Annotated in this window: 24 protein-coding genes and 1 pseudogene; 6 read left to right on the plus strand and 19 right to left on the minus strand. The window is 61.2% G+C overall.

The features are described 5' to 3' along the window. The first annotated feature begins 333 nt into the window (after positions 1-333). From FIV39_RS32060 to FIV39_RS32070, 3 genes are all read left to right on the plus strand, one after another. A complete protein-coding gene (locus tag FIV39_RS32060; RefSeq protein ID WP_090401971.1) occupies positions 334-789 on the plus strand; it encodes a YkvA family protein in 456 nt (151 codons plus the stop codon). Between the two features lie 96 nt (positions 790-885). Continuing rightward, positions 886-1224 (plus strand): helix-turn-helix domain-containing protein, encoded by a 339-nt coding sequence (locus FIV39_RS32065; RefSeq protein ID WP_090409868.1) that lies wholly within the window; start codon positions 886-888, stop codon positions 1222-1224. Beyond that, complete coding sequence (locus tag FIV39_RS32070; RefSeq protein WP_005786715.1) at positions 1221-1592, plus strand: hypothetical protein; 372 nt, start codon at positions 1221-1223, stop codon at positions 1590-1592. Before FIV39_RS32065 ends, FIV39_RS32070 begins: the two co-directional genes overlap by 4 nt. Here the strand turns inward: FIV39_RS32070 and FIV39_RS32075 are convergent. Together FIV39_RS32075 and FIV39_RS32080 are read right to left on the minus strand one after the other, a co-directional pair. After that, a complete protein-coding gene (locus FIV39_RS32075; RefSeq protein ID WP_244176262.1) occupies positions 1589-3358 on the minus strand; it encodes a bifunctional diguanylate cyclase/phosphodiesterase in 1770 nt (589 codons plus the stop codon). The two genes, FIV39_RS32070 and FIV39_RS32075, sit on opposite strands and share 4 nt — an antisense overlap. Before the next feature lie 118 nt (positions 3359-3476). Beyond that, entirely contained in the window at positions 3477-5558 is a 2082-nt protein-coding gene (locus tag FIV39_RS32080; protein WP_186731575.1) for a carboxy terminal-processing peptidase, read from the minus strand. Between the two features lie 138 nt (positions 5559-5696). Between FIV39_RS32080 and FIV39_RS32085 the strand changes: the two genes are divergently transcribed. Next, on the plus strand, positions 5697-6659 hold the full coding sequence (locus FIV39_RS32085) for a zinc-binding dehydrogenase (RefSeq protein ID WP_090401977.1): 963 nt from the start codon (positions 5697-5699) through the stop codon (positions 6657-6659). A 38-nt stretch (positions 6660-6697) separates the two neighbouring features. Here FIV39_RS32085 and FIV39_RS32090 read toward each other — a convergent pair whose 3' ends face one another. From FIV39_RS32090 to FIV39_RS32115, 6 genes are all read right to left on the minus strand, one after another. Further along, positions 6698-7351 carry an HAD family hydrolase gene (locus FIV39_RS32090; protein WP_090401979.1) on the minus strand — a complete coding sequence of 218 codons (654 nt, stop codon included), beginning with the start codon at positions 7349-7351 and terminating at the stop codon, positions 6698-6700. A 30-nt stretch (positions 7352-7381) separates the two neighbouring features. Then, positions 7382-8371 (minus strand): ABC transporter ATP-binding protein, encoded by a 990-nt coding sequence (locus tag FIV39_RS32095; RefSeq protein WP_090401981.1) that lies wholly within the window; start codon positions 8369-8371, stop codon positions 7382-7384. Continuing rightward, positions 8368-9168: an ABC transporter permease gene (locus FIV39_RS32100; protein WP_053128704.1), complete on the minus strand. Its 801-nt coding sequence runs from the start codon at positions 9166-9168 to the stop codon at positions 8368-8370. Before FIV39_RS32100 ends, FIV39_RS32095 begins: the two co-directional genes overlap by 4 nt. Then, a complete protein-coding gene (locus tag FIV39_RS32105) occupies positions 9155-10000 on the minus strand; it encodes an ABC transporter permease (protein WP_090401983.1) in 846 nt (281 codons plus the stop codon). The genes FIV39_RS32100 and FIV39_RS32105 overlap by 14 nt, the downstream gene beginning before the upstream one ends. Beyond that, positions 9997-10803: an alkaline phosphatase family protein gene (locus FIV39_RS32110; protein ID WP_090401985.1), complete on the minus strand. Its 807-nt coding sequence runs from the start codon at positions 10801-10803 to the stop codon at positions 9997-9999. The genes FIV39_RS32105 and FIV39_RS32110 overlap by 4 nt, the downstream gene beginning before the upstream one ends. A 190-nt stretch (positions 10804-10993) precedes the next feature. Beyond that, positions 10994-12070, minus strand: coding sequence for an ABC transporter substrate-binding protein (locus tag FIV39_RS32115; protein WP_027607118.1), 1077 nt, complete (start codon positions 12068-12070; stop codon positions 10994-10996). Positions 12071-12406: 336 nt separating this feature from the next. On the opposite strand from FIV39_RS32115, the gene FIV39_RS32120 reads away from it, so the two are divergent. Continuing rightward, entirely contained in the window at positions 12407-13120 is a 714-nt protein-coding gene (locus FIV39_RS32120) for a UTRA domain-containing protein (protein WP_053128712.1), read from the plus strand. A gap of 120 nt (positions 13121-13240) precedes the next feature. On the opposite strand, the gene FIV39_RS32125 is transcribed toward FIV39_RS32120, so the two are convergent. The 8 genes from FIV39_RS32125 to FIV39_RS32160 are packed head-to-tail and all read right to left on the minus strand — an operon-like array spanning position 13241 to position 19352. Then, positions 13241-14158, minus strand: coding sequence for a metal ABC transporter substrate-binding protein (locus FIV39_RS32125; RefSeq protein ID WP_090401987.1), 918 nt, complete (start codon positions 14156-14158; stop codon positions 13241-13243). Next, entirely contained in the window at positions 14158-15057 is a 900-nt protein-coding gene (locus FIV39_RS32130; protein WP_090401989.1) for a metal ABC transporter permease, read from the minus strand. Before FIV39_RS32130 ends, FIV39_RS32125 begins: the two co-directional genes overlap by 1 nt. Further along, entirely contained in the window at positions 15054-15800 is a 747-nt protein-coding gene (locus FIV39_RS32135; protein WP_090401991.1) for a metal ABC transporter ATP-binding protein, read from the minus strand. Before FIV39_RS32135 ends, FIV39_RS32130 begins: the two co-directional genes overlap by 4 nt. After that, entirely contained in the window at positions 15797-16717 is a 921-nt protein-coding gene (locus FIV39_RS32140; protein ID WP_090401993.1) for a metal ABC transporter substrate-binding protein, read from the minus strand. The genes FIV39_RS32135 and FIV39_RS32140 overlap by 4 nt, the downstream gene beginning before the upstream one ends. Positions 16718-16736: 19 nt before the next feature. After that, the gene (locus tag FIV39_RS32145; RefSeq protein ID WP_090401996.1) at positions 16737-17297 is read right to left on the minus strand and encodes a DUF6162 family protein; all 561 of its coding nucleotides are present in this window, start codon (positions 17295-17297) and stop codon (positions 16737-16739) included. Further along, complete coding sequence (locus FIV39_RS32150) at positions 17294-17617, minus strand: hypothetical protein (protein WP_090401998.1); 324 nt, start codon at positions 17615-17617, stop codon at positions 17294-17296. The genes FIV39_RS32145 and FIV39_RS32150 overlap by 4 nt, the downstream gene beginning before the upstream one ends. Continuing rightward, the gene (locus tag FIV39_RS32155) at positions 17614-18153 is read right to left on the minus strand and encodes a thiamine pyrophosphate-binding protein (RefSeq protein ID WP_090402000.1); all 540 of its coding nucleotides are present in this window, start codon (positions 18151-18153) and stop codon (positions 17614-17616) included. The genes FIV39_RS32150 and FIV39_RS32155 overlap by 4 nt, the downstream gene beginning before the upstream one ends. Continuing rightward, the gene (locus FIV39_RS32160) at positions 18150-19352 is read right to left on the minus strand and encodes a PepSY-associated TM helix domain-containing protein (protein ID WP_090402002.1); all 1203 of its coding nucleotides are present in this window, start codon (positions 19350-19352) and stop codon (positions 18150-18152) included. The genes FIV39_RS32155 and FIV39_RS32160 overlap by 4 nt, the downstream gene beginning before the upstream one ends. Before the next feature lie 218 nt (positions 19353-19570). On the opposite strand from FIV39_RS32160, the pseudogene FIV39_RS32165 reads away from it, so the two are divergent. Then, positions 19571-19765 (plus strand): annotated as a pseudogene (locus FIV39_RS32165) (aconitase family protein); the annotation flags it as partial. On the opposite strand, the gene FIV39_RS32170 reads toward FIV39_RS32165, so the two are convergent. The 3 genes from FIV39_RS32170 to soxR all read right to left on the minus strand — a co-directional run bounded on the left by FIV39_RS32170 (position 19760) and on the right by soxR (position 21725). Continuing rightward, entirely contained in the window at positions 19760-20635 is an 876-nt protein-coding gene (locus FIV39_RS32170) for an alpha/beta fold hydrolase (protein WP_090402004.1), read from the minus strand. The pseudogene FIV39_RS32165 and the gene FIV39_RS32170 overlap by 6 nt on opposite strands. A gap of 99 nt (positions 20636-20734) precedes the next feature. Next, entirely contained in the window at positions 20735-21193 is a 459-nt protein-coding gene (locus FIV39_RS32175) for a VOC family protein (RefSeq protein ID WP_090402006.1), read from the minus strand. A 91-nt stretch (positions 21194-21284) separates the two neighbouring features. Further along, positions 21285-21725 carry a redox-sensitive transcriptional activator SoxR gene (gene soxR, locus FIV39_RS32180; protein WP_090402008.1) on the minus strand — a complete coding sequence of 147 codons (441 nt, stop codon included), beginning with the start codon at positions 21723-21725 and terminating at the stop codon, positions 21285-21287. Positions 21726-21750: the final 25 nt, after the last annotated feature.

A 21750-nucleotide genomic window follows, 5' to 3' on the forward strand; every position in this document is an offset into this window, starting at 1 on the left:
TTTCTGAGTTTTGTAAACACCTCGTCGAATCTCGGGTATTAATTTCCACTTTTTAGAAACCTTGACTCTCCAAGGGCCTTATTTTCGCGGTCTAACAAGATTTGTTTACATAATTTGGTCGGCATAAATGCAAATGTAGGACTCGAGCACGGGTAGCCGCACGCAAACGCCAAGTCAATGAAATCTTGGGTTTTTTTGATGTGCGCAAAAAACGCCCGATCTGACTGAAAGCCTTGTAGAACGTGGCTTGCAGCCGGTAAAACAGGCTCTGTTCACAAGGTTATCCACAATTTGTGTGGATAACCTTTCTGTTTGATGGAACTGGAGTGACAGATGAAACCACCCTTCAATTTCACCCGTTTCCTACCCATGGCTGCACGTTTGCTGGGCCGTGGGCGCTTGCCGACCTTGCTGTTTGCTGTCGCCGCCAAAGGGTCCAGCCAGGGCAACCGCCTGGGCAAGCTCAAGGAAGATCTCAAATTGCTTCAAGCCCTGTGCCTGGCGTACTGGCGGGGCGAGTACCGGGCCATCAGCCCCAAGGCACTGATCTCGGTGGTGGCGGGGCTGATGTACTTCCTGAGCCCGATTGACGCGATCCCGGACTTTATCCCGATGTTCGGCATGCTCGACGACATCGCCGTACTGGCGTGGGTCATGAAGACCCTGGAAGGCGAGCTGAGCGCGTTTCGCGCCTGGCGTGATGCACAACGCCCGGAAAAACTCGCGGTGGTTGAGCGCTTGCCTGCGACCCCTGCCTTGCTGGCCAAGGAACACCCGCAAAAAAACTGATGACGTGGCTATCCCCCTGCGACCTTTGTGGCTGTTAGGATTACACTCCTAAGGAAAGAGCTTACTCAGTAAGTGCAGTTATCCTACGGGGCGGTCATGGATATTCAGATAATTTCACGCAATGGCGAACCCGAATACGCGGTGTTGCCATGGGATCAGTACCAGGCGCTGCTAAAAGCCGCCGGTCAGCAACAGCCTTCACCGACGCCTTCTTCTACTGTTCAAGCCGCGCCTGACCAGGATTTGCGCCCGCTTGCAGACCTGCGCGGCCTACGTGAAGCCAAGGGCCTGGCGATTGAAGCGTTGGCCCGCACCGTGGGCATCAGCCCCTCGTATCTAGGATTGATCGAAAGTGGTGAACGTCAGCCGGATGCCGCAATCCGCCGCAGCCTGGCCTGGGAATTAGGCGTTGCAGGTTGGAGGGATGAATCTTGAGCCTACGTATCAGTCGTCAACATTGGGATGGGTTACTTAATGAACTGGACCAGGCGCGCCGCCAGCGCCATCTGCTGACCTACCGAGCACTGTTGGAGCGCCTGCAATTTCCGACGCCGGCGATGCAAACCCTGGCTGCTGCCCTGGAGCACCTGGCGGCGCTGGACGCCAAGGCCGAGCAACCGTTGCGCAGCTCCCTGGTGATCAGCCAGGGCGCAAGTCGCCTGCCGCGTACCGGGTTCTTTGAGTGCGTGGAGCGCCTGGGGCGTTTCAGCGGGCCGTCCGATGGTGTGGCCGCCGCCTCCTGGCATGCCTCGGAAGTGGTGCGGGTGTTCGAATACGAGTATCCGGAGTCTGCCGAGGCTTAAAGCGCCTGGGGCAACATGTCCATGCTGTCGATCACATGGATGCTGTAGCCGGCCATATCCTTGGCATGGTGCTTGGCCTGCGAGGCCAATTCCGCCAACTGGCTGGCATCGAGTTGTCCACAGGCCTGTGGATACAAATGCACCACCCCAATCGACAGTGACAGCAACGCAAACTCTTGGCGTACGCCCTGGCGGTTCAGTGCCACGAAGCAGCCGGCGTCGAGATGCTCGGCGCGGTAGAAGCGCCGGCACTGGGTATGGAAATCGTCCAGCAGCTGGTTGAGCCGCTTGCGCCAATCCTGTGGCCCCAATACCAGCAAAAAGTCATCGCCACCGATATGCCCGACAAAGTCGCGGCTGGGGTCGACCCGGTCGTTCAGGCATTGCGCCAGGCACAGCAATACCTCATCCCCACGTCCGTAACCGTAGATGTCGTTGAACGGCTTGAAGCTGTCGATATCCACGTAGCAGATCACCGACTCCCGCTGTTGCTGCAACAGCCGCGTAAGGCACTGCTGGATCGGCACGTTGCCGGGCAGCAGGGTCAGCGGGTTGGCATAGCGCGCCTGCTGGATTTTCAGTTCGGTGATCAGTTTGAGTACATCGATCACCCGGCCCAGGCCCAGGTAGTCGCCATTGAGCGTGATGATGAAGTCTTCTTCGATGCGTTGCCGTGCGCGGCTGGTCAGCAGCCGGCTGACCTGTTGCAGCGACTGGCTCAACTCCACCGCCAGAAAATCCGTACTCATCAGCCGGCTGATGGGCTTGCGCGCAAACAGGTCGGTGGCAAACGGCTTGAGCAGTGCATCCGACAGCGAATGCCGGTGCACGATACCCACCGGGTGGCCGCGCCCATCCAGGACCGCCAGGGAGTTAAGGTTGGCCTGGCGGCGGAACGCCTCCAATACCTGGGCGGTGGCAGTGTCCTGATCGACCGCCGGTTGCTCGTTGAGCAGGGCGCTGAGGTCGCCGGCCTCTTCGCTGAGGGCCACGTTGGCCTGGTCGGGCTTGGGCAACATCTGGCGCGCTTCCTGTGGCGGCTGCTCCTGGGGACGGCAGAGCAGGTAACCCTGGACCAGGTCGACGCCCATTTCGGTCAATACCGCCAGCTCCTCCGGCAGTTCGATACCCTCGGCAATCACCTGGGCACGTGAGGCCCTGGCGATTTGCAGGATAGAGCCGACAAACTCACGCTTGAGCGCATCCTGATGGATACCGTCGATAAAGTGCCGGTCGATCTTCACGTAATCCGGGCGCAGTTCCGACCACAGGCGCAGGCTGGAATAGCCGGCACCCAAGTCATCCAGGGCAATCGAAAAGCCCATGTTGCGGTAATGGTGCAGGGCGGTTTGCAGCAGGTCGAAATCGTCGGTGGGGGTCTGCTCGGTGAGTTCTATCACCACCTGGCTCGGCGGAATGCCGAAGTCGCGCAGCAATTGCAGGGTGCGGCCCGGTTGATGAGCGGTCTCCATCAAGGATTCGGGCGAGACATTCAGGAACAGCTTGCCCGGCAGCTTTTGCTCGCTGAAGCGTCGGCATGCGCTTTCGCGGCAGGCCATTTCCAGTTCGCTGAGGCGCCCCGCATGGCGCGCCACCGAGAACAGGGCAATGGGCGAGTGCAGCGGGCTGTTCGACGGGCCGCGGCTGAGGGCTTCGTAGCCAAGAATGCGCCGTTCTGACAGGCAGATGATCGGTTGGAACAGGCTGTGCAAACTGCCTTGAGCCAGGATAGAGCCCAGTGCATTCAGCTGTTCGGTCATGGTCATGGCGATCTCGATCGAAAAAAAAGGACCGCAGGCGTTACGCCGACGGTCCTTCATTTCACGACAGAATGATGTCTATATGATGACACTCCGAGGAGCGATCACATTAAATCGCCATCATTTACTGCTTGGCCACCTGCTTGGTGATCTTCAGGTAGTCCAGCAGGATCCGGCCGCTCTCGGCCAGGTAAGCATCGTCTTCCGGCTTGGTTTTATCCGCCTCGGTTGGCAGCGCATCTTCGTCTTCTTTCTTCAGTTCCTTGAGTGGGTCTTCACCCTTGGCCTTGCGGCGGATGTTTTCCAGGACCAGTTGCTTGTTTTCGATGTCGGAGTGCTGTGCGCGACGGTCCACTTCATTGAGGCTGACGGTTTTTTCTTCCATCAACTTCTTGGCCAGTGCCAGCTTGTCGCGGATGAACACAAACTCGGCATCCTTGGCGGAGCGGGTATCGTGGTCAGTCTTCAACTGCGCCAGGAACGGCTTGAACGGGTCCGAGGCCGGCTTGATCGCAGGGCGGATGGTGTCCCACGGCATGGCTTCCGGCAGGGCGCTTTCGCCGATTTCCTTGGTGTCGATGATCGACGGGAAATCGATGTCCGGCAGTACGCCCTGATGCTGGGTGCTCTGCCCGGAAACCCGGTAGAACTTAGCCAGCGTCAGCTTGAGTTCGCCATGGTTCAGTGGCTGGATGGTCTGCACGGTGCCTTTGCCGAAGGTCTGGCCGCCGATGATCAGCGCGCGGTGGTAGTCCTGCATGGCACCGGCGAAAATCTCCGAAGCCGAGGCCGACAGACGGTTGACCAGCAACGCCATCGGGCCTTTGTAGAAGGCGCCCGGGTTCTCGTCTTCGAGCACGTCGACACGGCCGTCAGCATTGCGTACCAACACGGTCGGACCTTTGTCGATAAACAGGCTGGTCAGCTCGGTGGCTTCCTGCAGGGAACCACCGCCGTTGTTGCGCAGATCGATGACCACGCCGTCGACTTTTTCCTTCTGCAGCTCGGTAAGGATTTTCTTCACGTCACGGGTGGTGGACTTGTAGTCCGGGTCACCGGCACGGAAGGCCTTGAAGTCCAGGTAGAAGGCCGGGATTTCAATCACGCCCAGTTTGTAGTCCTTGCCATCCTGCTTGAGGTTGAGGACTTTCTTCTGCACGGCCTGGTCTTCGAGCTTCACTGCTTCACGGGTGATGGACACGATCTTGCTGGTCTGGTCGTTCGGTGCGTTGGTGTGCGGAATCACTTCCAGGCGCACCACGCTGCCTTTCGGCCCACGGATCAGCTTGACCACTTCGTCCAGGCGCCAGCCGACCACATCGACCATCTCTTTGTCGGCCTGGGCCACACCGATGATCTTGTCGGCAGGAGCCACCTGCTTGGTCTTGTCTGCCGGACCGGCCGGCACCAGACGTACGATCTTCACTTGGTCATTGTCGCTTTGCAGGACGGCACCGATGCCTTCCAGCGACAGACTCATGTTGATATCGAAATTTTCCGCGTTATCTGGCGACAGATAATTGGTGTGCGGATCGTAGGACATCGCGAAGGTGTTGATGTAGGCCTGGAAAATGTCTTCTGCACGGGTCTGGTCCAGACGCGCCAGTTGATTCTTGTAGCGCTTGGTCAACAGCTCCTGGATGGCCTTTGGCTCTTTGCCGGCAATCTTCAGGCGCAGCACTTCGTCCTTGACGCGTTTGCGCCACAGGTCGTCGAGGGCAGCGGTGCTGGTCAGCCAAGGCGCGTCCTTGCGGTCGACCAGAAGGGTTTCCTTCTGGGTGAAGTCGAGCTTGTCGACACCCTTGTCCAACTCACCCAGGGCGAAGTCCAGACGCGCTTTGACGCGGTCAAGGTAACGCTTGTAGATGGTGAAGCCGGGCTGCAGGTCGCCGCTCTTGAGGAAGTCGTCGAACTGCGTCTTCCACTTGTCGAACTCAGCGATATCGCTGGCCAGGAAGTAGCTGCGCGACGGATCCAGCAGCTTGAGATAGCTGTCGTAGATGATCACCGAGCGCGCGTCGTCGAGCGGCGGCTTGCTGTAGTGATGACGCTTGAGCAACTCGACGACGTTAAGGCTGGCAATCACCTCATCGCGGTCCGGCTGAAGGTTGTCCCAGCTGTTGGCTGCGAACGTATTGGTCGACATCGACGCGAAGCCGATACCAATGAAAAGAGCGAGGGCGGTGCTGGGGAACAGATGCTTCATGCTGATTCGACGCGGGGGCAATTGATAACGCATATTAGGCCGTCTTTGAAGTTGCCGGTTCCATAGGGGCCGGTCGCATAATGCAAAAAGCCCGACGCTACTGCTGCGGGCTCAGTCCAGACTCACTATGGAGGCACTGTGAAAGCATTGCAAGGCGTTGAAGGTCATGTGGAGTGGTTGGAAGAACCAAGTCCTACATGTGATGTAGGCCAAGTTCGCATTCGCGTGGCGGCTGCGGGCCTTAATCGCGCCGATTTATTACAGCGTGCAGGGCTATATCCGCCACCGTCTGGCGCCAGTCCTGTGCTGGGCCTGGAGTGTTCCGGTGTGATCAGCGAAGTGGGCCCGGGCTCGTCCTGGCAAGTGGGCGATCGCGTCTGTGCGCTGCTGGCCGGTGGCGGCATGGCCGAAGAGGTGGTGGTGGATGCACGCCATGTGTTGCCGGTACCGGAAGGTTTGTCGCTGATTGAAGCGGCGGCGCTGCCGGAGGTGTACAGCACGGCGTGGCTCAACCTGTTCCAGTTGGCGGGCCTCAAGCCCGGTGAGAAAGTCTTGCTGCACGCCGGCGCCAGTGGCGTGGGCTCGGCGGCGATCCAGCTGTGCAAGGCATTTGGCAGCCCGTGCTGGGTCAGCGTCGGCTCGGCGCAGCGCCTGGCCTACTGTGAAGACCTGGGCGCCCAGGGCGGCGTAGTACGTACCGACGGTATCGAAGGGCTGCGGGATTTCGGGCCATTCGATGTGATCCTCGATCCGGTCGGCGGCAACTACGCCGCGCTGGACCTCAAGCTGCTGGCGCTGGACGGTCGTTGGGTGTTGATTGGTTTGATGGGCGGCCGCGAGGCGCAGTTGGACTTGGCCCAGGTACTGGGCAAACGTATCCAGTTGTTGGGCTCGACCCTGCGCAGCCGTGATGATCAGTTCAAGGCAGACCTGTTCAGCGACCTGAGCCAGCATGTATGGCCGCTGTTCGCCGAAGGGCGTCTGAGCCCGCAATTGGCCAGAACGTTTCCGATCAAGGATGCCGAGGCGGCGTTTGCGGAGCTGGCGACTAACCAGATCGCCGGGAAACTGGTGTTGGTAATTGACGAAAACCTCACCTGATCCCGGACTGGAATAGGGTCGATGTGGGAGGGGCGGTGTCAGACCCAGTGGTGGATTGGCCAGCCGGATTTTTCGGCATGCTCGCGCAATACCGCATCCGGGTTCACCACCTGCGGGTGATCGACCTTCAACAGCAACGGCAAGTCATTGCGCGAGTCCGAATAGAAGTACGCGCCGTCCAGCGTCTCACCTTCGCGCTCCAGCCATTCCAGCAAGCGCGTGATCTTGCCTTCGCGATAGGTCAGTACACCGACGGTATGGCCGCTGTACACGCCGTGACTCACTTCCAGTTCAATCCCCAGCACCTCATCAATGCCGATACGCGCCGCAATCGGTTTCACCAGGTGAGTACCCGAGGCGGAGATCACCAGGATCCGGTCGCCGTTGGCGCGGTGGCGGGCGATGGTCTTGGTGGCGTCGCTGTAGATCAGCGGCTCAATCACGTCCTCGACCCATGGCTCCACCAGGTGGTCGATTTCCTCCGGGGTGCGACCGATCATCGGTTCCAGGCTGAAGTCCATGAAGTCTTCCATGGCCAGCTCGCCCCGGCTGTAGGCGTCCATCAGCTCGTTGTTCCTGCGCATGAACGACTCCGGGTCGACCCAGCCCAGGCGGCCCATTTGTTCGCTCCACAGGGTGGCGCAGTCGCCGTGAATCAGGGTGTCGTCCAGATCAAAAATTACCAATGCCATCCGTTACGCTCTCTCAGAATTTACTGCTGCTCAGGCTACTTCACACAGCGCACTGGGGTCGATGGAAAGTGCCAGGCGCTGGCCGTCCGGGTGCAGATCGTCCGCCGAGCGGTTGAGCACGTCCACCACCAATTCCACGCCACGGGCTTCTATGCGGTAGCGGATCACGTTGCCCAGCAGGCTGTGGCTGCGCACCAGCGCGTCGAGTTCGCCGTCGCGGCTCAGTTCGATGGCCTCCGGGCGAATCGCGATGCGCCCGCTGATCGGGCGTTGCAGCAGTTGGCTGGCCTTGTCGGCGTCCAGCAGGTTGTAGTTGCCGATGAAACCGGCGGCGAATACATCCACCGGGGCGGTGTAGAGGGTCTCGGCATCGCCGCTTTGCACGATCTTGCCCTGGTTCATCAGGAAGATCCGGTCAGACATGGTCAGCGCTTCTTCCTGGTCATGGGTCACGAAAATCGTGGTCAAGCCCAGTTCGCGCTGGATCTGGCGGATCTGTTCGCGCAGGTGCTTGCGAATCCGCGCATCCAGTGCCGACAGCGGTTCATCCAGCAGCAACAGGCGCGGGCGGGTGACCAGGGAGCGGGCCAGGGCCACACGCTGGCACTGGCCGCCGGACATCTGGTGCGGGTAGCGGCCGGAAAGGTCCTTGAGTTCCACCAGTTGCAGCACTTCCTGCACGCGCTTGTGGCTGTCATCGGCGTTGACCTTTTGCATGCGCAGGCCGAAGGCGACGTTCTGTTCCACGGTCATGTTGGGGAACAGCGCGTAGCTCTGGAACACCATGCCGATGTTGCGTTTCTGTGGGCTCAGCGGAACGATGTCCTGGCCGTCCAGCAGGATTTTCCCACTGTCCACCGAGGTCAGGCCGGCGATGCAGCGCAGCAGGGTGGACTTGCCGCAACCGGATGGGCCGAGCAGGGTGACGAACTCGCCCTTGGCGATTTCGCAGTTGATATCACTGAACACCGGGGTGCCGGCGTAACCTTTTTGCAGATGTTGGACGCTGACGAAGCTCATTGGCTTTTGTCCTTGTTCAAGATATTGGCGGCCCAGGTCAGCACCAGCACAAAGAAGAAATAGGAAATCACGACGGCGCTGGTGAAGTGGCCGCTGCTGTTGCGCATGTTGTTCAGGTACACCTGCAGGGTTTCGTAGCGGGTGCCCACCAGGATATTGGCAAACACGAACTCACCGAACAGGAACGAGAACGACAGCAGCAGCGCCACCATCAGGCCTTTGCGCAGGTTGGGCAGCACCACGAAGATCGCCGCTTGCCAGGTGCTGGCGCCAAGCAGTTGCGAGGCGTCCATCAGGTCGCGCAGGTTGATGGCTTGCAGGTTGTTGGTGATCGCCCGGTACATGAACGGCAGCGCCACGGTGAAGTAGCAGCCGATCAGGATCCACGGCGTGCCCACCATCGCAAACGGCCCGGACCCGTACAGTTGCAGGAGGCCCACCGACGACACCACCGGCGGCACCGCAAAGGGCAGCAGGATCAGGATGTTCATCAAGGCGTCGAGCTTGGGGAAGTGGTAATGCACCACGAACAGCAGCGGCAGAATCAACACCACCGACAGGATCAACGCGCCCACGCACACCAGCAACGATTGCCCGAAGGCCATCAGGAAGCGTGGGTCGCTCCACAGCTGCACATACCATTTCACCGTGAAGCCGGCGGGCAGGATGGTCGCCGACCAACTGCTGGCAATGGAGTAGACGAAGGTGCCGATCAGCGGCAGCACCAGGATCGCAAACAACAGGTACACCACCACGCGGTGGTAGAGGGAGGCCGGGCCGGCTTCAGCGCGAGACATGGTAGCTCCTCTTGAGCAGCAGTTGATGGACCACGGTGACCACGGTCATCAGCGCCACCAGCACCACGGCCAGGGCGCTGGCCAAGTTCGGGTCGAGCGATACATCCCCCGACACCAGGCCGGCGATACGAATCGGCAGCACGTTGAAGTTACCGGTGGTCAAGGCGTAGACCGTCGCGTAGGCGCCCAGGGCATTGGCCAGCAGGATCACGAACGTGCCCAGTAGCGCCGGGGTGAGCACCGGCAAGCCGATATGTCGCCAGAACTGCCAGCCATTGGCGCCGAGCAGGGCGGCCGACTCACGCCAGTCTTCGCGCAGGGCGTCGAAGGCTGGGTAGAGCAGCAGCACACCGAGGGGGATCTGGAAGTAGGTGTAGAGGATGATCAAGCCGGTCTTGGAGTACAGGTTGAAGTCCTGAATGATCCCGGCTTGCTTGAGCATGATCGTGATGCTGCCGTTGAACCCCAGCAGGATGATGAACGCGAAGGCCAGGGGCACGCCGGCAAAGTTGCTGGTCATGTTAGCGAAGGCGGTGACGAAGTTGCGCAGCGGCGAATCCACCCGGCGCAGGGAGTAACTGCCCAGCGTGGCGATGATGATGCCGAAGATGCTGGAGTAGAAGCTGATCTCCAGGCTGAACTGGATGGCCTGCAGGTAGAACTTCGAACTGAAGATGCGCGTGAAGTTGTCCAGGCCCCAGCCGGTTTCTTCGGTTTGCAGGCTATTGATCAGCACCCATACCAACGGGGCGATTTCGAACACGATAAAGAACAGCGTGAAAGGCACCAGGCACAGGAGGGCCAGCCATTTGCCGCGGGATATTGAACTCACTTCAGTAACTCCCGGCACACAGGTTTGTCGTGGGGCACGCCCAGCAGTTCGCAGACGGTGCCGCACAGCTCGGTTTGTTTCGGTGCGGCTTTGGTATCCAGGCTGAAGGCATCGCCGATGACGAACAGCGGGACTTCGCGTTCTTCCGGCAACAGGCCGTTGTGGGAGCGGTCGTTGTTCATGCCGTGGTCGGCGGTCACCAGCACCTGGTAACCGGCATCGAGCCAGCCTTGCAGGTAATCGGCGAGGAGGATGTCGGCCGAGCGTGCGCTGTTGCGGTACTGTGGTGTGTCGAGGCCGTGCTTGTGGCCGGCATCGTCGATGTTCATCGGGTGCACCACCATGAAGTCCGGCGTGTGCTTGAGCCGAAGGCTTTCGGCGTCGGCGAACAGGTGGGAATCCGGGTAGTGGTCATTCCAGTAGAAATGCCCGTGCTGGATCGCCAGCGCCTTGTCGTCGGTATGACGATCCCGTGCGGCGAGAAAGGGCGTGCGGTTATACAACTCGCTGACCCAATGGTAAGCCGCCGCCGCCGTGGTAAGACCTGCGTCGGTGGCGTAATGGAAGATGCTGCGCTGGTTGGAGAGGCGCGAGACCTGGTTGTGCACGATACCGCTGTGGATCGGTGGCACACCGGTGAGGATGCATTCATACAGCGGGCGGGACAGCGAGGGCAGTTCACATTCCAGCGTGTAGAGGGCTGCGCGTCCTGCGCCGACATAGGCCTGCAAGTGCCCCATGGCGTGCCGGGCAACCTCGAAGTTCAGGCCGTCGAGCACGACAAGGATGACAGTGTGCTTCATGGGGGAGAGCGCTCCGCAACGATTGACTTGGCTCAATTCCTCTGGAGGAACGGGGTCAAAAATGTGGGAGGGGGCTTGCCCCCGATAGCGGTGTGTCATTCAACGGATTTGTTCGCTGATCCACCGTCATCGGGGGCAAGCCCCCTCCCACATTGGATCTCCACTGGAGCTCCAATGTGGGATAAAACCCTTACTTCATCTCTACGATGACCTGCTCGTTCCACAACTGAGGCAGTTTTTTGGAAGTCGCTTCCCAGGCATCGGCATCCTTGATCGGCTGCGGGTTGGCCTTGGTGTACTGCTCGCCCGGAATCAGGTTCTTGGCAATGTCGGCCGGCAGTTTCAGGTCGGTTTCGGCACGGATCGGGCGTGCGTTGCCACGCGCCAGGTTGAGCTGGCCGGCGTCGCTGAAGATGTACTCGCGGGTCAGCTTGGCGGCGTTCGGGTGCTTGGCGTATTTGTTGATGATGGTGGTGTAGCCGGATTTCACCGAGCCGTCCGACGGGATCAGCACCACGTAGTCATCCGGGTTGGCCATCTTGGCTTTGTAGCTCAGGCCGTTGAAGTCCCAGACGATACCCACTTCGACTTCGCCTTTTTCCATGGTGGCGATGGTCGGGTTGGACAGGCCGAGACGACCTTGCTGGGCGATCTTGGTGAAGAATTGCAGGCCGGGGGCGATGTTCTTTTCATCGCCTTTATTGGCGATGGCGGCGGCGAGTACGGCGTTGGACGCCTGGGCTGCGGTGCTCACGTCACCCACCGAGACTTTGTATTTGCCGGTTTGCAGGTCAGCCCAACTGGTAGGGACTTCGGAACCGTGCAGCAGCTTCTTGTTGACGATGAACGCGATGGTGCCGGTGTAGGCCAGGGCCCAGTGACCATCCTTGTCTTTCGCCCAATCCGGCACCGAAGCCCAGTTGGACGGTTTGTACGGCTGGGTGACTTCCTGCTTCACCGCGATGGGGCCGAAGGCGGCGCCTACGTCGCCGATGTCAGCGCTGGCGTTGTCTTTTTCGGCTTTGAACTTGGCGATTTCCTGGGCCGAACTCATGTCGGTGTCGATGTGCTTGAGGCCGTAGGTCTTGGCCAGGTCTTCCCAGGTGCCTTTCCAGTTGGCCCAGTCATCGGGCATGCCGACGCTGTTGACGGCACCTTCCGCTTTCGCGGCGGCTTCCAGAGTTTTTAGATCGGTATCAGCGGCCATGGCGGCGGTGCACATGGCAATGGTCGAGCCTAACAGTGATGCCAGGAAAAGCTGTTTCATCCGAAGCTCCTTTGGGCGTTTTCAACGCGGCGGTGTTTTCTACGGTGTTGTTGGTCTAGGTCAGAGCAATACCTGAGCCAATCTAGACGCGATGGATGACAGTTTCATGTCGATGTCGTTTTTAAAGCCTTGATGTCGCTCAGCGCAGGCTTAGCGTAGACCATGCTCAAGTGCCCGTAGGGACTGGACTTGGCCGGTGTATTGCAGGGTGTGGTGCAGGGACTGTCATCTGTCGGTCATCAGGAGTGCCTAGGCTGGCAAGCAGTCGCGCAAGCCCATTTACCCAGCGGTTTGTGCACCTGAACAGTGCTGGTCTAGTCCAGATAGGTAACGTTGATGCGTGATGAGGCAATCAAGGCGGTGACATCCATTGGCCTGGCGCTGCAAGAGCAGATCGACCACGGCCTGTTGCCGCCTGCAAGCAAGCTGCCCGCCGAGCGCAAGCTCAGCGAGTTGTTTGGTACCACTCGAATTACGGTGCGGGAAGCCTTGTTACAGCTGGAGGCCCAAGGGCAGATTTATCGCGAGGAGCGTCGTGGCTGGTTTGTCTCGCCGCCACGCCTGGCCTACAACCTGATGCAGCGCAGTCACTTTCACGCCATGGTCAACGACCAGGGGCGGGTGGCGTCGACCGAGGTAATTTCCGCACGGCTGCAACCGGCCTCGGCTGCGGTGTGTGCGTGGTTGCAGTTGCCGGCATTGTCCAGCGTGATCCAGATTTGCCGGGGACGGCGGATTGACGGACGGCTGGTGTTGTATGTGGAGCACTACCTGAACCCGCAGTATTTCCCGGGGATTCTTGAGTGCGACCTGAATCAGTCGATGACCGAGTTGTATGCGCGCAAGTACGACTTGCACTACGGGCGGGTGCGCTTCGAGATCGTACCGACCTCATTGCCGGTGGAAGCTGCTGCAGCATTGCGCGTGTCGGTGGGCAGCCCGGGATTGCGGATCGCCCGGGTCAATTATGACCAGCACCAGCGGTTGATCGACTGCGACCTGGAATTCTGGCGGCATGATGCGATTCATGTCGGCGTCGATGTGGTTTAGCCGTTGTGCACCGTAATCCAAATGTGGGAGGGGGCTTGCTCCCGATGAGGGCGTGTCGGTGAGTGCAGCTGTGACTGACCCACCGCTATCGGGAGCAAGTCCCCTCCCACAGGTGATGTGTCAGTCAGTTGAAATTGTTTTGATCACCTGATTCACATTGGTTTCCAGCTCGGTCACCGGGTCTGCGCCGTCGACGTCCAGCACCAGCAGCTTTGAGCCACCTGCCGTGATGGCGGCTTTTACCACATCACTCGGCTGGCGATGATTCAGCACCACCGCTACGTCATTCTCCTTTAGCTCGGCACTGAGTTTCTGCAACGCCTCAGGCGTCCAATCGGCGTCGGGCCGGGCATCGGTGCTGAGCAGTTCCAGATTCAGGCTGCTGATCAGATACGCAAAGTGATCGCTCAAGCTGACCACACTCAGGTTGTCTGCCTTGGCCAGTCGCGCTTCGCTGTCAGCGCTGAGCTTGAGCAGGCGTTGCTTGAGCGCGGCCAGGTTGGCGTCGATCTTCGCCTTGGCGCCCGGTGCCAGGCGGCTCAGGTCGGCGGCCAGGACATCGGCCATGCGCCCCAGGTTGTTGCTCGATTGCCACGGCTGGCTGTTCAAGCCGTCGGCCACGCCAGGTTGCACGGCGATCCCCGGCAAGCCGCCATCCACCGGGCGTGCGGCATCGATTTCGACGATGCGGATATTGCTGCGCCGGGCCACCGGGTAGAGCGGGTCATCGGCCCACAGCGAGCGCAGGCCGATGGCGGCGTCGGCGTCCTGGGCCAGCGTGTTCAGTGCCGGCGCGCCACGGCCGGTGAAGTACGACACCTGCCGCGAGCCCGGCAGGTTGGCCGGGGCCGCGCGCTCAAGCTGCACGTCGGTGCCCTTGAGCAGCACCTGCGCGAGGCCGTAGGTGATCGGCAGCGAGGCCAGGACTTTGACCGGTTTGGCCGCGTGAGCAGCAGGTTTGCCGACGTCGGCCGCCATCAGCGGCGTGGTGATCAAGCAAGCGATGGCCAGGGCCAGAGGCTGAAGAACGGAGCGCATTATCCAAGGTTCCCTTTAAGGCTGGGCACGGTGCCGCGCGCGATGGCGGCAAAGGCGAAGGCGATGCCGGCCATCAGGATGATCGCGGCACCGGAGGGGATGGGCAGGTCGAAGATGATCGGCAACAGGATCCCGCACAGGGTGCTGACGGTGGCGATCACCACCGAGATCCAGAAGAAGCCTTTGAGGGATTGGCTCAGCAGGCGGGCCGCCGCGGCCGGAATCACCAGCAGCGCGCCCACCAGGATGGCGCCGATGACCTTGACCGCGGCCACGGTGATCAACGTCACCAGGATCACGAACAGGTAGTCCAGGGTCTTCACCGCCACGCCACGCACCGCCGCCAACTGCGGGTTGAAGCTGGCGAGCATGATGCGGTTGTACAGCGGCAGCGCCAGGGCCATCACCAGCGAGCCGACAATTGCCAGTACCAGCAGGTCGTTGCCGTTGACCGTCAGCACCGAGCCGAACAGCACGTTTTCGAGGATATGCACGTTGATCTTGCCCGCCAGGATCAGCAGCAGGCTGGCGCCCAACGCCAGGGACACCGACAGGAACACGCCGATCAAGGTGTCTGGCGCGAGGCCCGTGCGGTTGCGCAGGTAATTGAGCAGGATGCCGAATAACAGGCAGTAACCGAACAGGCTGCCATAGGGGCCGGTGTAGGGTTCACCCAGCAGAATGCCCACCGCCACGCCGGTCAGTGCGGCATGGCCGACCGCTTCGGAGAAAAACGCAAAGCGCTTGACCACCACCAGCGTGCCCAGGCCGCCCAGTACCGGGCCGATCAGCAGGCCGGCGAGCAGGGCGTTGATCACAAAACCATAGGCCAGCGCTTCCGGCAGGTAACCGGAAGAGGCCCAGCCCTGGACCATCAGGCGAAACGCTTCATAACTCATGGCGCCGGGCTCCGAGGGTGGGTAGAGAACAGGGTCAGCAGGCGGTCCGGGGTCAGCGCCTCTTTCGGCGTGGCGTCGAACAGCAGGCGGCGGTTCAGGCCGGTGACGCGGTCGGCCAGGCGGCCCACGGCTTCCAGGTCGTGCTCGACCCACAGCACGGTGATCCCGGCCAGGCGCCAGTCATTGAGCAAGCGTTCGAACACCTGGATGCCGGCCTCATCGAGGGCCGACATCGGTTCATCGAGTACCAGCAGCTGCGGTGCCGGAATCAACCCTTGGGCCAACAACACACGCTGGCGCTCACCGCCGGACAGCGCCCCCATGCGGCGCTTGCGTTTGTCCTGCATGCCGACCCGTTCCAGCGCCTCGCCAATCGCGGCGGCGTAGTGTTTGGACAAACCCAGAAACGCCGGGCGCCGCTGGCACATGGCGGCCATGAAATCGTCGACAGTCATCGGCAAGCCCCGGTCGAACTCCAGCGCCTGGGGCACATATCCGATGGTGCCGGGTGTGCCCGGCCATTGCAGGCTCAGCTGTCCCTGGTGCGGTGTTTGCCCCAGCAGGGTCTTGATCAGCGAGCTTTTGCCGCCGCCATTCGGGCCCACCAGCGCATGGATGCTGCCCGGTTGCACCTGGAAGCTCACGCCGTCGAGGATCACGGTGCGGCCCAGGGTCAGGGACACCTTGTCGAAGTCGAGGGTCGGGCCGACGCTGGCGACTTTAAGTTGTTGCGCTGCGGTCATGCCCCGGACTCCTGGATCGCCCGCACCACGGTGTTGAGGTTGCCGGTCATTTCCACTTCGTATTTTTCAGCGCTGTATTCACCGTAGGAAATATGCGACAGCGGGTACAGCTTGACCCCGGATTCACGCTGGATGGTGTCGACGTAAGTGGACGGGAAATCCATCTCCGAGAAGATCACTTTGACGTCCAGGGCGCGCAGTTCATCGATGGTCTTCTTCAACTGGCTGGGGCTTGGCTCGATCCCGTGGGCCGGTTCGACCACGGCCGTGACTTCCAGGCCGAACTCGCGCAGCAGGTAATCGTAGGCCGCGTGCACGGTGGCGACGCGCAGGTCCGGGTTGGGCGCGCTGGTCAACTTGGCCAGGGCATCGGCACGCATCTGCCGCAGGCGTTTGCCGTAGGCGCGGGCGTTCTGGGTGTAGGTCTTGGCGTTGTCCGGGTCGAGCTTGCCCAGCTCGCGGGCGATGTTGTTGACCTGGGCAATCGATGCACTGATCGACAGGAACGTGTGCGGGTTGACCACCTTGCCGGCACCGCGCGCGGCGTTACCGGTGGCCGCCAGCAGCGGCACATTGGCGTTGGCTTCGATCACCGGGATGTCCGGGCGCTCGCTGGTGGCGATCATGCGGTCGGCGAAATCGTCATGGCCGACGCCGTTGAGCACGATCACATCCAGGGTGCCGATGCGCTTGATGTCTTCGGCGCGTGGCTCATAGGCGTGGGGGTTGAAACCGGCCGGGATCAGCGGCACCACTTCGGCCTTGTCGCCGACGATATTGGCCACGTAGCTGTAATACGGGTGCAGGGTGATGCCGATACGCAGGCGTTTGGCCGCCTCGGCATGGGCGAGGGGAGCGAGTATCAGGCTGAACAGGCCAACCAGAAACACGCGCAACAGGGGAGATGAAATAGACATGGGCAATCGGTCTTCTCGTTCAGTGACGGTGCTGGCGGGTGACGCCAGCATCGAATTGCGCGACCACCTGCTGCCAGCCGGCTGCGATCAGCGCCTGGTCAGTGAGGTCGGTGGGGGCGGCCAGGTCTTTGCTGCGGTTGAGCCAGATGTCCGGCTCGGCGCCTTGCACGCGCATGAGCAGCGAGCCACTGGTGGTTGGCGCCTGGCTCAGTCCCAAGTAGGCCGAACTCGCCAGCAGCTGCCAGCGATGGTCGCCGCGGCTGACCGAACTGGCGTCGTGGGCAAACGGCGCAAAGCCTTCTTCGGCCAGTTGCTCGGGGCCAGGCAGGGCGCTTTGCTCTTGCTGCAGCAAGTGGATTTCATCCAGCGTTACCCGCAGGTCGGCGTAGATGCCTTGTTCGGCGGCGCTCAGGTCGCGGCGGGCATCCAGTTGATGGCTGGGCACCGCCGCGACGGCCTGGGATTCACCGTGCAGCGCCACCACGGTTCCCGCCACCGCGAGGATGATCAGGCACAGCAGCAGGACGTAGAGGGTTTCGTGGCCGGCACCGGCGGGGCGTACAACCTGTGTGGTACTCATTGAGCCGGGATATCCGCTTGGTCGATTTCCACCACGTGACCGGGGCCGGCATCAAACAGCACATAGAACTCGGACGCGGGCTTCTTGAAGGTCAGGGTCGAGTCCTGGCCAAGCTTGCCGGGCAGCAGGATGGTTTCGTCGTAGCCGATCACATCCAGGGTCACGCCGGGGGCGCCGCTGCCATCGGAGAAACCGCCTTTGCACTGGATCTGCTCGCCGGGGATTTCCTTGCATTCGCACATCGGGTTGTGGGCGAAGGCTGTAGTACTGAAACCGGCGCACAGCAACAGCGCGGCGCGGGACAGGCGCTTGAACGTCATGGTTTAACTCCTTGCTTGTTCAGCCAGGCAATGGTGGCTGGCGAGGCCTGGCTCAGCGGGATGGAACCCTGGTGCATGGTGCCGTCCCAGCCTTCCATGGTGACCCACAGTTCGGCGTCGACGGGTGTGCGTTCCGGCACGGGCAGGCCGGCACCCATGCGGTACGGGGTGCCGAAGAAAATCACCCCGGCGGCACGCAGGCTGCGCGGTTTGCCGATACGCAGGTACGTGGCCTTGACCTGGTCGGCGCAGGTGTCGCAGAGCGCGGCGTTGAAGAACTTCATCGGGCCGGCCGGGTTGGGGCGTGGGCCTTCGTTGCGGAATTCGGCCAGCGTGAGGCTCCAGGGTCCGACCTGCACGTCGCCGGCCACACGCTCGCCGATACCGGTGTCACCGCGAAACAGCGCGGCATCGGCGAAGTACTTGGGCATGAAGCCCAGCGGTACCAGTAACAGCAGGACATTGATGTGGAAACGCCATTTCAGCCAGAAGGCCCGCAACGGCGAAGGCGGTGTAGCGGTAGCGACCTTGCTCATCGGTTGGCCTCCGAGGTTTCAGCCTGCATGGCCTGGATGGGCGCCGGCGCACGTTGCGTCTTGGCTTCGCGCTTGAGGGCGTTGAGGGTGGCCAGGGCAGTGCGCTTGGTCCAGATCAGCAAGCCGCTCAGGACCATCATGCTCAGCACCAGGCCGAAGAACGCCCAGATCAGCTTGATCCAGAGGCCACCGAAGTCGCCGGTGTGCAGGGGGCGCATGGATTCGGTGACGAACTCCAGCTTGGTGCGGTCGGACAGCAGGTGCGACGAGGCGATTTCACCGTCATACGGGTTGATCTGCGCAGTCTGGAACATCAGTGGGTACCAGCCCCGCCCGCCGATTTGCAGGTGACTGTAGGCATTGAGCGGCAGGCTCACGAAACTCGCCTCCAAGCCCGGGATACGTTGGGTGGCGATCGCGATCGCCTCATCCACGGGAATCATCGGTGCAGGCACGCCCGGGGCTGAGGTTGGGACTTTTTCGCGGGCGATCACCGGGACGATGGGCTCGCTGGAGATGGAGATCTGGTTGTCACCCAGGATTGCCTGGATCAGGAACCAGGTGCCGGTGATGGAAATCACCGCAATAAACCAGATCGACCAGATACCGCTCAGGCGGTGGAAGTCGCCCCAGAAAATCCGCGCGCCGTGGCGGATACGCAGGGTCGGCTTGAAAAAGCCTTTCCAGAAGCGCTTGTACACCACCAGCCCGGTGACCAGTGAGGCCAGCAACGGCAAACCGAGCAGCGACACCAGGTACCAGCCCCAGCTGAAGCCATTGGTAAACGGCACCAGCCACCAGCCATGCAGGGCGCGGGTGAACTGACGGAAGTCGAACGACGGGCTGATGCCCTGGATCGCTCCGGTGTACGGGTTGACGTAGACCTCTACCGAGCGACCGTCGGGGTAGCTGAGGCCGACACTCAGGGCAAAGTGCGATTCGTCCGGACGACTGAGAGACTGCACGATTACCTGGGGTTCGGCACGCTTGATGGCGCTGATCATCTGGTCGTAGCTCAGCGGCTCGGCATCACCCGACGGCTTGCTCGCACGGATATCCGGGTTGGCCAGCCACACGATTTCCTGGCTGACCACCGCCAGGGTGCCGGTGACGCAGACAATCAGTACAAAGAACCAGATGGGCAAGGCCAGCCAGCTATGCACGAGAAACCAGAGTTTTGAGCGTGACTTCTTCGACATGTGAATGAGGGTCTTGATCAGAGGAGGGCGAGGGAGGCCCGGAAAAGGCCGGTCGTAGCTTTTGCTGACGCGACAGGCTGTATCTAAATTAAGACGGATGAGAATGAGAAATCCCCAAGGTGGATATGAAAGAAAATGTTTCAGGTTCACATTCAGGGGGTATTTACGTCTCGATTGAACACGAAACGTGCTCCAATCCATCACCCAGGCGCCATTAGCGCCTGAAAACCCGGCGGGTGAGCGTGGACGGCGCGCTGGCCAAGGGGTTGACCTCCAAGGACGTGATCATGGCGCTGATCGGCAAGATCGGCGCGTCGGGAGCAACCGGCTATGCCATCGAGTTTCGCGGCTCCACCCTCGATGCACTGAGCGTCGAGGCGCGCATGACCATTTGCAACATCACTGGTTCAGCGCAGGAAGGCCAGCACTTCGTCCAGCAGCAACTCAGGGGCTTCTTCGGCAATGTAATGGCCGGCCGGCAGGGACTTGCCACGTACGTCGGTGGCGACTTTCTGCCATTCCTTAAGCGGTTCGAAACAGCGGCCGACGGTGCCTTCGGCGCCCCACATCACCAGCAGGGGCAGGTTCAGGTGATTGTCGGCGTCGATATCCGCCTGGTCGTACTCAAGGTCGATGCCCGCGGAGGCGCGGTAGTCTTCACAGATGCCGGCGGCGCTGCCCGGTAGCGTCAGGCAACGCAGGTACTCAGCGAAAGCCTCATCGGTGAACGGCTTGAGCCCGGCGCTGCGACTGCCCATCACACTGCGCAGGTAGAGTTCCGGGTTGCCTTCGATCAAGGCCTCCGGCAGCGGTGCCGGGCGGATCAGGAAGAACCAGTGCCAGTAGGCGCGGGCGAAGGCTTCGTCGGTCTGCGCATACATCGCCAGGGTCGGCGCAATATCCAGCAGCACCATGCGCTGCACTGCCTGCGGATGGTCCAGGGCCAGGCGATGGGCGACGCGGGCGCCACGGTCGTGGGCCAGTACGGAGAACTGCGCGAAGCCCAGGGCTTGCATCAGTTCGACGCCGTCGCGGGCCATTTCCCGCTTTGAATAGTTGGCGTGATGGTCAGTGGCCGGCGGCTTGCTGCTGTCGCCATAACCGCGCAGGTCGGCGGCGACCACGGTGAAGTGTTCGGCTAACTGTTCGGCGACTTTGTGCCAGATGACGTGGGTTTGCGGGTGCCCGTGCAGCAGGAGCAGGCCGGGACCTGTACCGCCTTTGCGGTAGCTGATGTCCACGCCATTGACGTGGCACTGGTCTTTCTGGAATCCGGCGAACATGGAATGACTCCTTGTGATGAGTGCCTGCATCCTGGAATCACTCGGCGTTGAGGGCAAGGGCGAAGGCGTGGACGGGAGCCGGCGAACCGGCTCCGATGCTCAGCCTTGCTTGAACATCGCCTCGGCGCGCTCGCGGATCTGCGCTTCGGTGAGGTCTTCCTTGCGGCTGGCGAGGAACCAGAGGTGGCCGAACGGATCCTTCACGCTCGCGGAGCGGTCGCCGTAGAACTGATCCTTCGGCTCGGATACCACGGTGGCACCTGCTGCAACGGCTTGTTTGAATTGTGCGTCGACGTCGTTGACATACAGGTGCAACCCGACACTGGTGTGTTCATCCGGATTGCGCAGGGCCATTTCCTCGCACGGCGAGCCCAGCATGATCGCCGAGTCGCCTATGCGCAGCTCGGCATGGCCGACCTTGCCGTCGGGCATATCCAGGCGCATGACCTGCGTGGCGCCAAAGGCTTTTTTGTAAAACTCGATAGCGTCGGCGGCTCTGTCGATACCCAGATAAGGCGTGATGCTGTGATAACCCTCGGGGATAGGTTTAACGCTCATATCGTTCTCCTTGATTGTGGTTGTGGAGGCCCGGCCTTTTCACTATAGGTCACGCCAATCAAGGGCTCTGCCGGCACCGACGAGGGGGCTTTCAGCTGGGATCGAGCAATTGAGCACCCGACCCGCGCTCACCGAGTTGGTCATCCGGGTTGCGCAACGGGCACGCGTCCAGCGACAAGCACCCACAACCAATGCAGCCATTGAGCTTGTCCCGCAGCAGTATCAGCTTATTGATGCGTTCATCCAGGTCTTCCCGCCACAGCGCCGACAAACGCTCCCAATCCTGAGCGTTGGGCGTGCGCCCATCCGGCAGCGTCTGCAACGCCTCGCCAATCGTCGCCAACGGAATCCCCAGGCGCTGGGCGATCTTGATCACCACCACCCGGCGCAGTACATCCCTTGGATAGCGCCGTTGATTGCCGGCATTGCGCTGACTCTTGATCAGCCCCTTGGCTTCATAGAAGTGCAGGGCCGTAACGGCCACGCCGCTGCGGGCCGCCAGTTGGCCGACGGTGAGCTCCTTGGTAACCATGAAAACCCCGATTAAATGCTTGACC

Source organism: Pseudomonas grimontii (assembly GCF_007858185.1).
In the GTDB taxonomy this organism is placed as follows: Bacteria; Pseudomonadota; Gammaproteobacteria; order Pseudomonadales; family Pseudomonadaceae; genus Aquipseudomonas; species Aquipseudomonas grimontii.

Excerpts from the sequence above, each read along its gene's own strand:
- FIV39_RS32060 (WP_090401971.1), top strand. The coding sequence starts at position 334 with ATGAAACCACCCTTCAATTTCACCCGTTTCCTACCCATGGCTGCACGT.
- FIV39_RS32065 (WP_090409868.1), top strand. The coding sequence starts at position 886 with ATGGATATTCAGATAATTTCACGCAATGGCGAACCCGAATACGCGGTG.
- FIV39_RS32075 (WP_244176262.1), bottom strand. The coding sequence starts at position 3,358 with ATGACCATGACCGAACAGCTGAATGCACTGGGCTCTATCCTGGCTCAA.
- FIV39_RS32080 (WP_186731575.1), bottom strand. The coding sequence starts at position 5,558 with ATGAAGCATCTGTTCCCCAGCACCGCCCTCGCTCTTTTCATTGGTATC.
- FIV39_RS32090 (WP_090401979.1), bottom strand. The coding sequence starts at position 7,351 with ATGGCATTGGTAATTTTTGATCTGGACGACACCCTGATTCACGGCGAC.
- FIV39_RS32095 (WP_090401981.1), bottom strand. The coding sequence starts at position 8,371 with ATGAGCTTCGTCAGCGTCCAACATCTGCAAAAAGGTTACGCCGGCACC.
- FIV39_RS32100 (WP_053128704.1), bottom strand. The coding sequence starts at position 9,168 with ATGTCTCGCGCTGAAGCCGGCCCGGCCTCCCTCTACCACCGCGTGGTG.
- FIV39_RS32110 (WP_090401985.1), bottom strand. The coding sequence starts at position 10,803 with ATGAAGCACACTGTCATCCTTGTCGTGCTCGACGGCCTGAACTTCGAG.
- FIV39_RS32115 (WP_027607118.1), bottom strand. The coding sequence starts at position 12,070 with ATGAAACAGCTTTTCCTGGCATCACTGTTAGGCTCGACCATTGCCATG.
- FIV39_RS32120 (WP_053128712.1), top strand. The coding sequence starts at position 12,407 with ATGCGTGATGAGGCAATCAAGGCGGTGACATCCATTGGCCTGGCGCTG.
- FIV39_RS32125 (WP_090401987.1), bottom strand. The coding sequence starts at position 14,158 with ATGCGCTCCGTTCTTCAGCCTCTGGCCCTGGCCATCGCTTGCTTGATC.
- FIV39_RS32130 (WP_090401989.1), bottom strand. The coding sequence starts at position 15,057 with ATGAGTTATGAAGCGTTTCGCCTGATGGTCCAGGGCTGGGCCTCTTCC.
- FIV39_RS32135 (WP_090401991.1), bottom strand. The coding sequence starts at position 15,800 with ATGACCGCAGCGCAACAACTTAAAGTCGCCAGCGTCGGCCCGACCCTC.
- FIV39_RS32140 (WP_090401993.1), bottom strand. The coding sequence starts at position 16,717 with ATGTCTATTTCATCTCCCCTGTTGCGCGTGTTTCTGGTTGGCCTGTTC.
- FIV39_RS32145 (WP_090401996.1), bottom strand. The coding sequence starts at position 17,297 with ATGAGTACCACACAGGTTGTACGCCCCGCCGGTGCCGGCCACGAAACC.
- FIV39_RS32150 (WP_090401998.1), bottom strand. The coding sequence starts at position 17,617 with ATGACGTTCAAGCGCCTGTCCCGCGCCGCGCTGTTGCTGTGCGCCGGT.
- FIV39_RS32155 (WP_090402000.1), bottom strand. The coding sequence starts at position 18,153 with ATGAGCAAGGTCGCTACCGCTACACCGCCTTCGCCGTTGCGGGCCTTC.
- FIV39_RS32160 (WP_090402002.1), bottom strand. The coding sequence starts at position 19,352 with ATGTCGAAGAAGTCACGCTCAAAACTCTGGTTTCTCGTGCATAGCTGG.
- FIV39_RS32170 (WP_090402004.1), bottom strand. The coding sequence starts at position 20,635 with ATGTTCGCCGGATTCCAGAAAGACCAGTGCCACGTCAATGGCGTGGAC.
- FIV39_RS32175 (WP_090402006.1), bottom strand. The coding sequence starts at position 21,193 with ATGAGCGTTAAACCTATCCCCGAGGGTTATCACAGCATCACGCCTTAT.
- soxR (WP_090402008.1), bottom strand. The coding sequence starts at position 21,725 with ATGGTTACCAAGGAGCTCACCGTCGGCCAACTGGCGGCCCGCAGCGGC.